Genomic DNA, 13,120 nt, shown 5'->3' with positions numbered 1-13,120 from the left:
TGATGGCTATTAAAAAGTACAAACCGACATCTAACGGCCGCCGTGGAATGACTGTACTTGATTTCCAGGAAATCACTACAGACAAGCCAGAAAAATCTCTGCTTGAACCAGTTAAGAGAAAAGGCGGACGTAACAACCAAGGTAGATTAACTGTACGTCATCAAGGTGGCGGACATAAGCGTCAATATCGTGTTATTGACTTTAAACGTGATAAAGATGGAATTCCAGGCCGCGTTGCTACGATCGAATACGATCCGAACCGTTCTGCTAATATCGCTTTAATCAACTATGCAGATGGTGAGAAGCGTTACATCTTAGCTCCGAAAGGACTAAAAGTAGGCATGGAAATCATGTCAGGTAAAGATGCTGACATTAAAATTGGTAATGCTCTTCAGTTAAGAGACATTCCAGTTGGTACTGTCATTCACAACATCGAACTTCGTCCTGGCAAAGGTGGACAATTAGTGCGCTCTGCAGGTGCGGAAGCTCAGCTTTTAGGTAAAGAAGGAGATTATGTACTGGTTCGTCTTCGTTCCGGTGAGACTCGTTTAATCCTTTCTACTTGCCGCGCTTCTATCGGCCAGGTAGGTAACGTTGAGCACGAACTTGTGAACATTGGTAAAGCTGGTCGTTCACGCTGGTTAGGTAAGCGCCCAACAGTACGTGGTTCCGTTATGAACCCTGTTGATCACCCACACGGTGGTGGTGAAGGCCGTGCGCCAATCGGACGTAAATCACCTATGTCTCCATGGGGTAAACCAACTCTTGGATACAAAACACGTAAGAAAAACAAAGACACGGATAAATACATTGTGCGTCGTCGCAAAAAATAACGGGATTGTGCTACGGTTCTCAAGTGGCAGAGCCGTAGGTCAATCACGAAGGGAGGTACAATCATGGGTCGCAGCCTGAAAAAAGGACCTTTTGTCGATGAACATTTAATGAAGAAAGTAGAAGCAATGGGAGATGACAAGAGATTAATAAAAACTTGGTCTCGTCGCTCTACTATTTTCCCGGAATTCATCGGACATACAATTGCCGTCTATGACGGACGTAAACACGTACCAGTTTATATTTCTGAAGATATGGTTGGACATAAGCTAGGTGAGTTTGCACCTACAAGAACTTATAAAGGCCATGCAGCAGACGATAAGAAAACAAGACGTTAATTAAAGAGGGGAGGTACTTTCCATGGAAGCAAAAGCAGTTGCGAAACAAGTGCGCATTGCTCCTCGTAAAGTTCGCCTAGTGGTTGACTTAATTCGCGGTAAGGGAGTAGGAGAAGCAATTTCTATCCTGCGTCATACACCGAAAAAAGCATCTCCAGTTGTTGAGAAGTTACTCAACTCTGCAATCGCGAACGCTGAGCATAACTATGAAATGGAACCAGACAGCCTGGTTGTTGATAAAATTTTTGTAGACGAAGGAATTACACTGAAAAGATTCCGCCCACGTGCAATGGGACGTGCGAGCAGAATCAACAAACGTACTAGCCATATTACGGTTGTTCTAACAGAAAAGAAGGAGGGATAAGTGTGGGTCAAAAAGTAAATCCTATCGGACTCCGTGTCGGAATTATCCGTGACTGGGAGTCTAAATGGTACTCTGACAAAGACTATGCTGACCTGCTTCACGAAGATATTAAAATTCGTGAATACCTGGAGAAGCGTTTAAAAGATGCATCTTTATCCACAGTTGAAATTGAGCGTGCAGCTAATCGCGTTAACGTTACAATATACACTGGTAAGCCAGGGATGGTAATCGGAAAAGGTGGATCAGAAGTAGAAGCATTAAGAAAAGCATTAAATCAATTAACTGGCAAGCGTGTGCACATCAACATTAATGAAGTTAAGAGCCCTGATATGGATGCTCGTCTTGTTGCTGACAACATTGCCCGCCAGCTTGAAAATCGTATTTCATTCCGTCGTGCGATGAAACAAACAATTCAACGTACAATGCGTTCTGGAGCTCAGGGTATTAGAACTCAGGTTTCCGGTCGTCTTGGCGGAGCAGATATCGCTCGTTCTGAATCTTACAGCGAAGGAACAGTTCCACTTCATACTTTAAGAGCAGACATCGACTATGGTACTGCTGAAGCAGATACCACTTACGGTAAGCTTGGAGTTAAAGTATGGATCTATCGTGGTGAAGTCCTTCCAACGAAAGGAACGAAACAAGAGGAAGGAGGAAAATAATCATGCTAATGCCTAAACGTGTAAAATACCGCAGAGAACATCGTGGAAAAATGCGCGGCCGTGCGAAAGGCGGAACGGAAGTGTCTTTCGGTGAATACGGTTTGCAAGCACTGGAAGCATCATGGATTACAAACCGTCAGATTGAATCAGCACGTATTGCAATGACACGTTATATGAAACGTGGAGGTAAAGTATGGATCAAAATTTTCCCAGATAAGCCTTATACTGCCAAGCCACTAGAAGTACGAATGGGTTCCGGTAAAGGTGCTCCTGAAGGATGGGTTGCAGTAGTAAAGCCAGGGAAAATCATGTTTGAAATCGCTGGGGTTTCTGAAGAAGTTGCCCGTGAAGCACTGCGTCTTGCTTCTCATAAACTACCGGTTAAAACTAAATTTGTAAAACGCGAAGAAGTGGGTGGTGACGCAAATGAAAGCTAATGAGATTCGCAACCTTACCACTGCCGAGATTGAACAAAAGTCTAAGTCTCTTAAAGAAGAGCTTTTCAACCTACGCTTTCAGCTTGCGACTGGACAGTTAGACAATCCAGCCCGCATTCGTGAAGTAAAGAAAGCAATCGCTCGTGCAAAAACGGTATTGCGTGAAAGAGAACTGGGAATTACGAACGAATAATCCTGAGAGGAGGCTTGCGCAATGACAGAACGTAACAACCGCAAGACTTATACTGGTCGCGTCGTATCTGATAAGATGGACAAAACCATTACAGTTGTTGTAGAAACTTACAAAAAAGCGCCGCTCTATGGGAAACGTGTAAGATATTCTAAAAAGTTTAAGGCTCATGATGAAAACAATACAGCTAAAACTGGAGATATCGTACGCATTATGGAAACTCGTCCGCTATCAAAGGATAAGCGTTTCCGTCTCATAGAAGTTATTGAAGAAGCGGTAATTATCTAATAGAAGTTTACGTTTGCTTACCTGAAGGGAGGTAAAGAATCAATGATTCAACAAGAAAGCCGATTAAAAGTAGCTGATAACTCTGGAGCTCGTGAAGTACAGTGCATTAAAGTTCTTGGAGGCACCGGCCGTAAGACTGCAAACATTGGAGACATTATTGTCTGTTCTGTAAAGCAGGCAACACCCGGTGGCGTTGTCAAGAAAGGTGAAGTTGTACGCGCAGTAATCGTTCGTTCTAAGAGCGGTGCTCGCCGTCCAGACGGATCTTATATCAAATTTGATGAAAATGCGGCAGTAATTGTACGTGACGATAAGAGCCCTCGAGGCACACGTATCTTCGGCCCGGTTGCACGTGAACTGCGTGACAATCAGTTTATGAAGATCGTGTCTTTAGCTCCTGAAGTACTTTAATCATAAATGAACGGAAATATAGGTCTTAAGGAGGTGCCCTTATGTCTCAGGTAAAAATGCATGTCAAAAAAGGAGATACTGTTAAAGTTATCTCTGGAAAAGACAAAGGCAAGGAAGGTAAAATCCTTGAAGCTTACCCAAGCAAGTCCCGTGTACTTGTTGAAGGTGTAAACATGGTGAAGAAGCATTCTAAGCCATCACAAGCTAACCCGCAAGGCGGTATTTTGAATCAAGAAGCTCCAATTCACGTTTCAAACGTAATGCCACTTGATCCAAAAACAAACGAGCCAACACGTGTCGGGTATAAAGAGGAAAACGGAAAAAAAGTCAGAGTCGCTAAAAAGTCCGGCGAAGTTCTTGATAAGTAATCGCTGGTGGTTGAAAGGAGGTTAACTCAATGAATCGTCTGCAAGAGAAATACAGACAGGAAATTGTTCCTGCATTAGCTGATAAATTCAATTATGCTTCTGTAATGGAAGTACCTAAGGTTGAGAAGATCGTAATTAACATGGGTGTTGGTGATGCTGTACAAAACTCAAAAGTGCTTGATAAAGCAGTTGAGGAACTTACAGCTATCTCCGGTCAGAAACCTTTAATTACAAAAGCAAAGAAATCAATCGCGGGCTTTAAGCTTCGTGAAGGTATGCCAATCGGCGCGAAAGTAACGCTGCGCGGAGAGCGTATGTATGATTTCCTTGATAAACTTGTAAGTGTTTCTTTACCACGTGTACGTGACTTCCGTGGTGTATCTAAAAAGGCCTTTGACGGACGAGGTAACTATACATTAGGTGTTAAAGAACAGCTGATTTTCCCAGAGATTGAGTACGATAAAGTTGATAAAGTTCGCGGTATGGATATCGTCATCGTTACAACGGCCAATTCAGACGAAGAAGCACGTGAACTACTCACTCAAATGGGCATGCCGTTTCAAAAATAACAAACTGCCAAAAGAGAGGAGTGACGACCTTGGCGAAAAAATCAATGATCGCTAAAGCAAAAAGACCGAAAAAGTTTCAGGTGCAAGAATATACTCGATGCGAACGCTGCGGACGACCACACAGTGTACTTCGTAAGTTCAAGCTTTGCCGTATCTGCTTCCGTGAACTTGCGTACAAAGGTCAAATTCCGGGCGTCAAAAAAGCTAGCTGGTAATTCCGTTTAGGGAAGGAGGTAAATACGATGGTCATGACAGATCCAATTGCTGATATGCTGACTAGAATTCGAAATGCGAATATGGTCCGCCACAATAGTTTGGAGCTTCCAGCTTCAAAGATTAAGCGTGAAGTTGCTGAGATTTTAAAGCGTGAAGGTTTCGTGCGCGACTATGAATTTATTGAGGATAACAAACAAGGTATCCTTCGTATTTTCCTTAAGTATGGTGCTAACAACGAGCGTGTAATCACTGGACTTAAGAGAATCAGTAAGCCAGGACTTCGTGTATACGCAAAAGCTGATGAGCTTCCACGTGTACTTGGAGGATTGGGAATCGCTATCATTTCATCATCTAATGGAATGATTACAGATAAAGAAGCCCGCCAACAAAAGGTTGGGGGAGAAGTAGTAGCCTACGTTTGGTAATATCGTACGGAAGAATGGAGGTGTAAGGTATGTCTCGTATTGGTTTAAAACCTATAGAGCTTCCTTCAGGAGTTGAAGTGAAACTCGAAGGAAACAACATTACTGTAAAAGGACCTAAAGGCGAGTTGAACAGAGAGCTTCATGCTGATATGACTGTGAAGCATGAAGATAATCAAATCGTTGTTGAACGTCCTTCTGATCATAAAGATCACCGTGCCCTGCATGGTACAACACGCAGTGTAATCAACAACATGATTGAGGGAGTAACTAAAGGTTACGAAAAGAAACTTGAGCTTGTTGGTGTAGGTTACAGAGCACAAAAATCCGGAAACAAGCTTGTTCTTAACGTGGGTCTTTCCCACCAGGTGGAATTTGTACCGGAAGACGGTTTAGAAATCGAAGTTCCAGCTAATACGCAAATCACTGTTAAAGGAATTGACAAGGAACGCGTAGGAGCGTTGGCTTCTAATATTCGCGCTGTAAGAAAACCTGAACCTTACAAAGGAAAAGGAATTCGCTATGAAGGTGAATATGTACGACGTAAGGAAGGTAAGACAGGTAAATAAGTTTAAATAACGGAAGGAAAGGAATGACGTTCAATGATCACTAAGACAAACAAGAATGCGGTACGTAAGAAACGACACGCACACGTTCGTCGTTCGATCACAGGGACTGCTGAACGTCCTCGTTTGAATGTTTTCCGTTCTTCTAAGCATATCTATGCACAGCTGATCGATGATGTAGCAGGCGTTACAGTAGCTAGTGCTTCAAGCTTAGATAAAGAACTAAAACTTGAAAACGGCGGAAATAAAGAAGCAGCGCGCCAAGTTGGCGAACTTGTAGCAAAGCGTGCCCTGGAAAAAGGTCATGAAACTGTAGTATTTGATCGTGGCGGATATCTGTATCACGGTCGGGTACAAGAACTTGCAGACGCAGCACGTGAAGCTGGTCTGAAGTTTTAATCAAGGCTAGAAGGAGGGAAATTCATTCATGCGTATCGATCCAAATAAATTGGAACTTGAAGAGAGAGTTGTTACTGTCAACCGTGTCGCAAAAGTAGTTAAAGGTGGACGTCGATTCCGCTTTGCTGCACTGGTTGTAGTTGGCGATAAAAACGGACATGTCGGCTTTGGTATGGGTAAAGCACTTGAAGTACCTGAAGCTATCCGTAAAGCAATTGAGGACGCTAAGAAAAACTTAATCAACGTACCAATCCAAGGAACAACTATCCCACACCAGATTACAGGTAACTACGGTGCAGGAAGCGTACTGCTTAAGCCAGCATCTGAAGGTACTGGAGTAATCGCGGGAGGTCCTGTACGTGCGGTATTGGAATTAGCAGGTGTAGGTGACATCCTGTCCAAATCCTTAGGATCAAACAACCCTATTAATATGGTGCGTGCAACGATGGAAGGGCTTAAGTCAGTTAAGAGTCCTGAAGACGTAGCGAAACTACGAGGCAAATCTGTAGAAGAGTTGCTAGGTTAAGGAGGGATTTGGAATGGCAAAGAAATTAGAAATCACCCTCACACGCAGTCTGATCGGTCGTCCGGAAGATCAGCGCGTTACTGTGAAGACTCTTGGTCTTCGTAAAGTGAATCACACTGTCGTTCAAGAGGACAATGCAGCTATACGCGGAATGGTAAACAAAGTTTCTCATCTCGTCAGTGTCAAAGAAATTGAAGCTTAATTGATATAAACAGTTGAGGAGGTGCCAACATGAAACTTCACGAATTAAAACCCGCAGAAGGATCACGCAGAGAGCGCAAACGTAAAGGGCGCGGTATTGCAACTGGGAACGGTAAAACAGCTGGTCGTGGACATAAGGGACAAAACGCTCGCTCAGGCGGCGGAGTACGTCCAGGATTCGAAGGCGGCCAAATGCCAATTTTCCGCCGCTTACCTAAGCGCGGATTCAAGAACCCTACCCGTAAAGAGTATGCAATCGTGAACCTTGAAACGTTGAATCGTTTTGAAGACGGTGTAGAAGTAACACCTGAGCGTTTAATCGAGTCAGGTATCGTGAGTAACGAGAAAGACGGAATCAAGATCCTTGGTGAAGGAACTCTTGAGCGTAAGTTAACAGTTAAAGCTCATAAATTTTCTGCTTCTGCTAAAGAAGCTATTGAAGCTGCCGGCGGAACGACTGAGGTGGTTTAATGTTTCGAACCATCTCGAATATTATGCGGATTGGGGATTTAAGAACTAAGGTTCTCTTTACCCTTGCAATGCTTATTGTATTCCGCATCGGTGCACATATCCCTGCTCCAGGGGTAAATGCTGATATTTTGGATTTCGCAGGAGAAATGAACGCCTTTGGATTTCTTAATACCTTTGGCGGAGGAGCTTTAGAAAACTTTTCTATTTTTGCAACGGGAATCATGCCGTATATCACAGCATCCATCATCGTGCAGCTGCTTCGAATGGATGTTGTGCCTAAATTTGCCGAGTGGGCAAAACAGGGTGAAGCAGGACGGCGTAAACTTGCCCAGGTAACAAGATACGGTACGATTGGCATTGCATTTTTACAGGCTCTGGCTATGTCTATTGGTTTCAATAACATTTTCCCAGGACTTGTACCAAATCCGAGTGTACCGACATATTTGATGATCGCACTGACTTTAACCGCAGGAACTGCATTTTTAATGTGGCTCGGTGAACAGATTACCGCTAAAGGTGTAGGTAATGGTATATCCATTCTGATCTTTGCCGGGATCGCCGCAGCTATTCCGAATGGCGTTAACCAGTTGTATTTAACGCAGATTCAGGATGCAGGAGATGCTTTATTTATAAATATAGTAGTGATCGTTCTATTACTTCTCGCAATTCTAGCTATAACTGTGGGAGTTATCTTTGTTCAGCAGGCACTACGCAAAATACCTGTTCAGTATGCTAAACGACTGGTTGCCGGGAAACCGCAAGGCGGGCAATCCACCCACTTGCCGTTAAAAGTTAACTCAGCTGGGGTAATTCCAGTAATCTTCGCAATGTCACTCTTCATTTTTCCGCCAACAGTGGCTGGATTAATAGGAGATGATAATACGATTGCCGGATGGGTTACGAGAACTTTTGATTATACAAACCCGCTTGGGCTTGTACTGTACGCAGCTTTAATCATTGGTTTCACGTACTTCTACACATTTGTTCAGGTTAATCCGGAGCAGATGGCTGACAACCTTAAAAAACAAGGTGGTTACATTCCTGGTATTCGTCCTGGTCAAACGACTCAGGTTTACATCACTCGAATCCTTTATCGTTTGACGTTTGTCGGAGCTTTATTCCTGGCAATAGTGTCGATTCTCCCGGTCTTCTTCACAGAAGTAGCAGGTCTGCCACCAGGCATACAGATCGGCGGAACGGGATTACTCATTGTTGTAGGGGTAGCTTTAGACACGATGAAACAGATTGAAAGCCAATTAATCCAACGATCCTACAAAGGGTTTATTAAATAAAAGGCAAGGGAGTGCTCCTCCCTTACTTTCAGTCACGATAAAGAAACGGTGGAGGGATAGAGAGATGAATTTAATCCTTATGGGACTACCGGGAGCGGGAAAAGGAACCCAGGCAGAGAAGATCGTAGCAAAGTACGGGATACCTCACATATCTACAGGAGATATGTTCCGGGCTGCTATTAAAAATGGCACTGAGCTTGGTTTAAGAGCGAAAGCTTTTATGGATGAAGGTAATCTTGTGCCTGACGAAGTAACAATTGGTATTGTACGTGAACGGTTGAGTAAAGATGACTGCGAAAACGGCTTTTTACTTGACGGCTTTCCAAGAACAACAGCACAGGCTTCCGCTCTGGAAGATATACTTGCTGATCTTGGCCGCCAGCTGGACCACGTACTTTATGTAGAGGTACCGAAAGAGGATTTATTTAAGCGCCTTACCGGACGATGGATTTGTCCTGACTGTGGAGCGACTTATCATGAACTGTATAATCCTCCGAAAGTAGCTGGTAAATGCGACAAAGATGGAAGTGATCTTATCCAGCGTGAAGACGACAAGCCTGAAACAGTCGGAAAACGCCTGGAAGTTAACATGGAGCAGACACAGCCATTAGTCGACTTTTATGAAGATAAAGGCTACCTTCGCAGCCTGAATGGCAATAAGGATATCAATGAAGTGTTTGAAGATATCGACGGGATACTAAAAGGGAGCAATCAATGATTATCAGCAAAACACCAAGAGAGATTGAACTGATGCGTGTTGCAGGTGAAATTGTTGCCCTTACTCACCGGGAACTTCATAAACACATTCAGCCTGGTATTACTACGAAGGAGCTTGACAATATAGCTGAAAAATTTATCAGGCAACATGATGCGATTCCATCTTTTAAAGGCTATAATGGATTTACTGGCAGCATCTGTGCTTCAGTAAATGAAGAATTGGTACACGGAATTCCAGGAGACCGGGTACTCCGCGAAGGCGACATTATCAGTATTGATATAGGTGCCAAGTACAGCGGATACCATGGAGACTCAGCATGGACCTATCCAGTAGGAAGCATTACTGAGGAGAACCGCAGGCTGCTGGAGGTGACGGAAGAGTCGTTGTATAAAGGTCTTGCTGAAGCTAAACCAGGGGAACGCCTTTCTAATATTTCGCATGCGATACAGACTCATGTAGAAGAGAATGGTTTTTCGGTGGTAAGGGAATATGTTGGACATGGGGTAGGGCAAGATCTCCATGAAGACCCACAGATCCCTCACTTTGGCCCGCCTGGCAAAGGCCCAAGGCTTAAACCAGGTATGGTTCTAGCGATAGAGCCGATGGTGAATGCAGGCAGACGACACGTTCGTACACTAAGAGATAACTGGACTGTGGTAACAACCGATGGGAAAATGTGTGCCCATTTCGAACACACCATTGCTATTAATGAGACAGGATATGAAATACTGACAAAAACCGATAAAGAATAAAAGGTGGTCACTAAATTGAAAGATCCTGAATCGATTCCACAGCTTGGTGAGCTTGTGAGAATTTTGAATGGAAGGGACAATGGTCAATTCGCTTGTGTAATAGAAGTGCTGGATAATCGTTTTGTACGGATCGCTGACGGGGATAAACGGAAAGTGGACCGTGCTAAAAAGAAGAACATCCTGCACATTGAGCGGATGGGCATTGTGGCTCCTGAAGTGAAAAATAGCATTATTGAAACGGGTCGTGTAACCAATGCTAAGTTGCGATTTGCAATTTCGACATATATAGACGATAATTTACTGAAGGAAGGAGAGTAAATTCATGGCCAAAGAAGATGTAATCGAAGTAGAAGGAACGGTGATTGAGCCGCTTCCTAATGCAATGTTCAGAGTTGAGCTTGAAAATGGACATAAAATTTTGGCACATGTCTCCGGAAAGATCCGTATGCACTTTATCCGGATTCTGCCTGGCGACAAAGTTACTGTAGAATTGTCTCCGTACGATTTAACTCGTGGTCGAATTACGTACCGCTATAAATAAAGACTGACAAAATACAAGTGTCACTCCGTAACTCTAAGGAGGTAGAAAGCATGAAGGTAAGACCATCAGTCAAGCCAATTTGCGAAAAATGTAAGGTTATTCGCCGAAAAGGTACCGTTATGGTAATCTGCGAAAACCCTAAACACAAACAAAAACAAGGGTAATCCACAGGAGGTGTAATTTATGGCACGTATATCCGGTGTCGACATTCCTCGTGATAAACGAGTTGTCGTTTCATTAACTTACGTATTTGGAATCGGAACTTCCAGAGCGAAAGAAATTCTTGCAAAAGCTGGTGTTTCTGAAGAAACTCGCGTACGTGATTTAACAGAAGATGAGTTAGGTAAGATTCGTGAAGTTATCGACTCATATAAAGTAGAAGGTGACCTTCGCCGTGAGGTTTCACTTAACATCAAGCGTTTAATTGAAATTGGTTCTTACCGTGGGATCCGCCATCGCCGCGGCTTGCCTGTAAGAGGGCAGAAAACGAAGAATAACGCACGTACGAGAAAAGGTCCACGTCGTACTGTAGCAAATAAGAAGAAGTAAAGTAAAGGAGGTAATGTTCGATTATGGCTAAAGCGAAAACGACTCGTTCAAAGCGTCGTCAACGTAAAAATATTGAGTCCGGCATTGCGCACATTCGTTCCACATTCAACAATACAATTGTTACGATTACAGATACTCGTGGGAACGCTGTATCCTGGGCAAGTGCAGGAGCTTTAGGCTTTAAAGGATCTCGTAAATCCACTCCGTTTGCTGCTCAGACAGCTGCAGAAACTGCTGCTAAAGCTGCAATGGAGCACGGAATGAAAGTTGTGGAAGTTTCAGTTAAGGGTCCTGGTGCTGGTCGTGAAGCAGCGATCCGTTCACTTCAGGCAACAGGTCTGGAAGTAAACATGATTAAAGATGTCACTCCAGTTCCGCATAACGGCTGCCGTCCGCCAAAACGTCGTAGAGTATAGTCGCATCAGAGGTATGGAAGAGCATACCCTTGTCAATAATGGTTAAGAGCGAGAAGCTCTTCAGATAGTATTGACGGTATAGTGACAGGTCGGGATGTGCCCAATGAGGGATTCCGGTTGAAGAAAAAACAATTCAACCGGGGTTTCGACGTTTTGAAGGAGGGTTTGTTTAATGATCGAAATAGAAAAGCCAAAAATTGAAACGGTCGATATCAGCGATGATGCATCATATGGAAAATTCGTTATAGAACCATTAGAACGAGGTTACGGGACCACGTTAGGAAACTCTCTCCGCCGTATCCTGCTCTCATCTCTTCCAGGAGCTGCAGTAACGAGTGTTCAGTTTGATGGAGTACTCCACGAATTTTCTACAATTGAGGGAGTAGTAGAGGATGTAACTTCTATTATTCTCAATTTAAAAAAGCTTGCACTAAAGATCTATTCAGACGAAGAAAAAACTTTGGAAATAGAAGCGCAGGGAGAGGGTATCGTCACTGCTGCAGATTTCATGCATGACAGTGATGTGGAGGTTTTAAACCCTGACCTCCATATTGCCACGCTCTCCAAAGGTGCACACTTCCACATGAAAGTTACAGCAAACCGGGGCAGAGGTTATGTTCCTGCTGAAGGCAATAAATCAGATGATCTGCCTATCGGAGTAATCCCGGTAGACTCTATTTACACGCCTGTTTCCCGTGTAAACTATCAAGTGGAAAATACTCGTGTAGGACAGATTACGAACTTTGATAAACTGACTCTCGATGTGTGGACTGATGGCAGTATTCGGCCGGAAGAGGCTGTGTCTCTTGGAGCCAAAATTTTTACTGAGCATCTGAATATTTTTGTAGGCTTAACTGATCAGGCGCAGCACGCCGAAATTATGGTCGAGAAAGAAGAAGACCAAAAAGAAAAAGTGCTTGAAATGACGATCGAAGAGCTGGATTTATCTGTACGTTCTTATAATTGCCTGAAACGTGCAGGTATTAATACAGTACAGGAATTAACTCATAAATCAGAAGAAGATATGATGAAGGTGCGTAACCTCGGAAGAAAATCTCTTGAAGAGGTTCAAGAAAAGCTGGGCGAATTAGGCCTGGGACTTCGTAAGGAAGAATAATTTTTATTTTTCCCCTGCATCATTTCAATTAGAAATGTGGAGAAATTGGTTTGATAAGGAGGGACTAACATGGGATACAGAAAATTAGGTCGTGACAGCAGTGCCCGTAAAGCACTTTTCCGCGACTTGGCTACGGATTTAATCATCAATGAGCGTATTGAAACAACTGTACCTAAGGCGAAGGAGCTTCGCTCAGTAGTTGAACAAATGATTACTCTTGGCAAACGTGGTGACTTGCATGCTCGTCGTCAAGCTGCAGCATTTATTCGTAATGAGGTGGCGGACGAAGAGACAGGTCAGAACGCAATCCAGAAATTGTTTGACGATATCGCCCCACGCTATGAAGACCGTCAGGGTGGCTACACTCGCGTTCTTAAGCTTGGACCACGTCGTGGTGATGGTGCAGAAATGGCGATCATTGAGCTTGTATAACAATCAGCAAAGGCCAGGCTTGGGATTAAGCCGGCTTCATTAAA

27 protein-coding genes are annotated in these 13,120 nt (G+C 43.6%); all 27 read left to right on the top strand.

Translation table 11 applies throughout. The features are described from left to right. Positions 1 to 2: 2 nt before the first annotated feature. Entirely contained in the window at positions 3 to 833 is an 831-nt protein-coding gene (rplB, locus tag BK582_RS04560) for a 50S ribosomal protein L2 (RefSeq protein ID WP_078593189.1), read from the top strand. Between the two features lie 63 nt (positions 834 to 896). Next, on the top strand, positions 897 to 1,169 hold the full coding sequence (gene rpsS / locus BK582_RS04555; RefSeq protein ID WP_078593188.1) for a 30S ribosomal protein S19: 273 nt from the start codon (positions 897 to 899) through the stop codon (positions 1,167 to 1,169). Positions 1,170 to 1,191: 22 nt separating this feature from the next. Continuing rightward, positions 1,192 to 1,533 carry a 50S ribosomal protein L22 gene (gene rplV / locus BK582_RS04550; protein WP_078593187.1) on the top strand — a complete coding sequence of 114 codons (342 nt, stop codon included), beginning with the start codon at positions 1,192 to 1,194 and terminating at the stop codon, positions 1,531 to 1,533. A 2-nt stretch (positions 1,534 to 1,535) separates the two neighbouring features. Beyond that, positions 1,536 to 2,195 (top strand): 30S ribosomal protein S3, encoded by a 660-nt coding sequence (gene rpsC, locus BK582_RS04545; protein ID WP_078593186.1) that lies wholly within the window; start codon positions 1,536 to 1,538, stop codon positions 2,193 to 2,195. A 2-nt stretch (positions 2,196 to 2,197) separates the two neighbouring features. Further along, positions 2,198 to 2,632, top strand: coding sequence for a 50S ribosomal protein L16 (gene rplP / locus BK582_RS04540; protein WP_078593185.1), 435 nt, complete (start codon positions 2,198 to 2,200; stop codon positions 2,630 to 2,632). Then, positions 2,622 to 2,825 carry a 50S ribosomal protein L29 gene (gene rpmC / locus BK582_RS04535; RefSeq protein ID WP_078578514.1) on the top strand — a complete coding sequence of 68 codons (204 nt, stop codon included), beginning with the start codon at positions 2,622 to 2,624 and terminating at the stop codon, positions 2,823 to 2,825. Before rplP ends, rpmC begins: the two co-directional genes overlap by 11 nt. Before the next feature lie 21 nt (positions 2,826 to 2,846). Then, complete coding sequence (rpsQ, locus tag BK582_RS04530; protein ID WP_078593184.1) at positions 2,847 to 3,110, top strand: 30S ribosomal protein S17; 264 nt, start codon at positions 2,847 to 2,849, stop codon at positions 3,108 to 3,110. Between the two features lie 42 nt (positions 3,111 to 3,152). Beyond that, the gene (gene rplN / locus BK582_RS04525) at positions 3,153 to 3,521 is read left to right on the top strand and encodes a 50S ribosomal protein L14 (RefSeq protein WP_078593183.1); all 369 of its coding nucleotides are present in this window, start codon (positions 3,153 to 3,155) and stop codon (positions 3,519 to 3,521) included. 56 nt (positions 3,522 to 3,577) lie between these two features. Then, the gene (rplX, locus tag BK582_RS04520; RefSeq protein WP_078597788.1) at positions 3,578 to 3,889 is read left to right on the top strand and encodes a 50S ribosomal protein L24; all 312 of its coding nucleotides are present in this window, start codon (positions 3,578 to 3,580) and stop codon (positions 3,887 to 3,889) included. A gap of 29 nt (positions 3,890 to 3,918) precedes the next feature. After that, on the top strand, positions 3,919 to 4,458 hold the full coding sequence (gene rplE / locus BK582_RS04515; protein ID WP_078593182.1) for a 50S ribosomal protein L5: 540 nt from the start codon (positions 3,919 to 3,921) through the stop codon (positions 4,456 to 4,458). 29 nt (positions 4,459 to 4,487) lie between these two features. Further along, complete coding sequence (locus tag BK582_RS04510) at positions 4,488 to 4,673, top strand: type Z 30S ribosomal protein S14 (RefSeq protein WP_078593181.1); 186 nt, start codon at positions 4,488 to 4,490, stop codon at positions 4,671 to 4,673. A gap of 27 nt (positions 4,674 to 4,700) precedes the next feature. Continuing rightward, complete coding sequence (gene rpsH, locus BK582_RS04505; RefSeq protein WP_078593180.1) at positions 4,701 to 5,099, top strand: 30S ribosomal protein S8; 399 nt, start codon at positions 4,701 to 4,703, stop codon at positions 5,097 to 5,099. A gap of 29 nt (positions 5,100 to 5,128) precedes the next feature. Next, positions 5,129 to 5,665: a 50S ribosomal protein L6 gene (gene rplF / locus BK582_RS04500; RefSeq protein WP_078593179.1), complete on the top strand. Its 537-nt coding sequence runs from the start codon at positions 5,129 to 5,131 to the stop codon at positions 5,663 to 5,665. A 33-nt stretch (positions 5,666 to 5,698) separates the two neighbouring features. After that, a complete protein-coding gene (gene rplR / locus BK582_RS04495; RefSeq protein WP_078593178.1) occupies positions 5,699 to 6,061 on the top strand; it encodes a 50S ribosomal protein L18 in 363 nt (120 codons plus the stop codon). 28 nt (positions 6,062 to 6,089) lie between these two features. Beyond that, entirely contained in the window at positions 6,090 to 6,587 is a 498-nt protein-coding gene (gene rpsE / locus BK582_RS04490; RefSeq protein ID WP_078593177.1) for a 30S ribosomal protein S5, read from the top strand. 13 nt (positions 6,588 to 6,600) lie between these two features. Next, the gene (gene rpmD / locus BK582_RS04485; RefSeq protein WP_078593176.1) at positions 6,601 to 6,789 is read left to right on the top strand and encodes a 50S ribosomal protein L30; all 189 of its coding nucleotides are present in this window, start codon (positions 6,601 to 6,603) and stop codon (positions 6,787 to 6,789) included. A gap of 29 nt (positions 6,790 to 6,818) precedes the next feature. Then, positions 6,819 to 7,259, top strand: coding sequence for a 50S ribosomal protein L15 (gene rplO / locus BK582_RS04480; protein WP_078593175.1), 441 nt, complete (start codon positions 6,819 to 6,821; stop codon positions 7,257 to 7,259). Continuing rightward, the gene (secY, locus tag BK582_RS04475; RefSeq protein WP_078593174.1) at positions 7,259 to 8,551 is read left to right on the top strand and encodes a preprotein translocase subunit SecY; all 1,293 of its coding nucleotides are present in this window, start codon (positions 7,259 to 7,261) and stop codon (positions 8,549 to 8,551) included. The genes rplO and secY overlap by 1 nt, the downstream gene beginning before the upstream one ends. A gap of 64 nt (positions 8,552 to 8,615) precedes the next feature. Then, positions 8,616 to 9,269: an adenylate kinase gene (locus BK582_RS04470; protein WP_078593173.1), complete on the top strand. Its 654-nt coding sequence runs from the start codon at positions 8,616 to 8,618 to the stop codon at positions 9,267 to 9,269. Beyond that, the gene (gene map / locus BK582_RS04465) at positions 9,266 to 10,021 is read left to right on the top strand and encodes a type I methionyl aminopeptidase (RefSeq protein ID WP_078593172.1); all 756 of its coding nucleotides are present in this window, start codon (positions 9,266 to 9,268) and stop codon (positions 10,019 to 10,021) included. The genes BK582_RS04470 and map overlap by 4 nt, the downstream gene beginning before the upstream one ends. A gap of 15 nt (positions 10,022 to 10,036) precedes the next feature. Continuing rightward, entirely contained in the window at positions 10,037 to 10,339 is a 303-nt protein-coding gene (locus BK582_RS04460; RefSeq protein WP_078593171.1) for a KOW domain-containing RNA-binding protein, read from the top strand. Positions 10,340 to 10,343: 4 nt separating this feature from the next. Beyond that, entirely contained in the window at positions 10,344 to 10,562 is a 219-nt protein-coding gene (gene infA / locus BK582_RS04455; protein WP_010896341.1) for a translation initiation factor IF-1, read from the top strand. A gap of 50 nt (positions 10,563 to 10,612) precedes the next feature. Further along, on the top strand, positions 10,613 to 10,726 hold the full coding sequence (gene rpmJ, locus BK582_RS04450; RefSeq protein ID WP_003322638.1) for a 50S ribosomal protein L36: 114 nt from the start codon (positions 10,613 to 10,615) through the stop codon (positions 10,724 to 10,726). A 19-nt stretch (positions 10,727 to 10,745) separates the two neighbouring features. Further along, positions 10,746 to 11,111, top strand: coding sequence for a 30S ribosomal protein S13 (gene rpsM / locus BK582_RS04445; protein WP_078593170.1), 366 nt, complete (start codon positions 10,746 to 10,748; stop codon positions 11,109 to 11,111). Between the two features lie 23 nt (positions 11,112 to 11,134). Continuing rightward, positions 11,135 to 11,527 carry a 30S ribosomal protein S11 gene (rpsK, locus tag BK582_RS04440; protein ID WP_078593169.1) on the top strand — a complete coding sequence of 131 codons (393 nt, stop codon included), beginning with the start codon at positions 11,135 to 11,137 and terminating at the stop codon, positions 11,525 to 11,527. Between the two features lie 172 nt (positions 11,528 to 11,699). Beyond that, a complete protein-coding gene (locus BK582_RS04435; protein WP_078593168.1) occupies positions 11,700 to 12,644 on the top strand; it encodes a DNA-directed RNA polymerase subunit alpha in 945 nt (314 codons plus the stop codon). Positions 12,645 to 12,713: 69 nt separating this feature from the next. Next, the gene (gene rplQ, locus BK582_RS04430) at positions 12,714 to 13,076 is read left to right on the top strand and encodes a 50S ribosomal protein L17 (RefSeq protein ID WP_078593167.1); all 363 of its coding nucleotides are present in this window, start codon (positions 12,714 to 12,716) and stop codon (positions 13,074 to 13,076) included. Positions 13,077 to 13,120: the final 44 nt, after the last annotated feature.

Source organism: Evansella clarkii, from assembly GCF_002019695.1.
Taxonomy (GTDB): Bacteria; Bacillota; Bacilli; order Bacillales; family Salisediminibacteriaceae; genus Evansella; species Evansella clarkii.
Note: the sequence above shows the minus strand (reverse complement) of the source record. Positions and strands in the feature narration are given on the sequence as shown.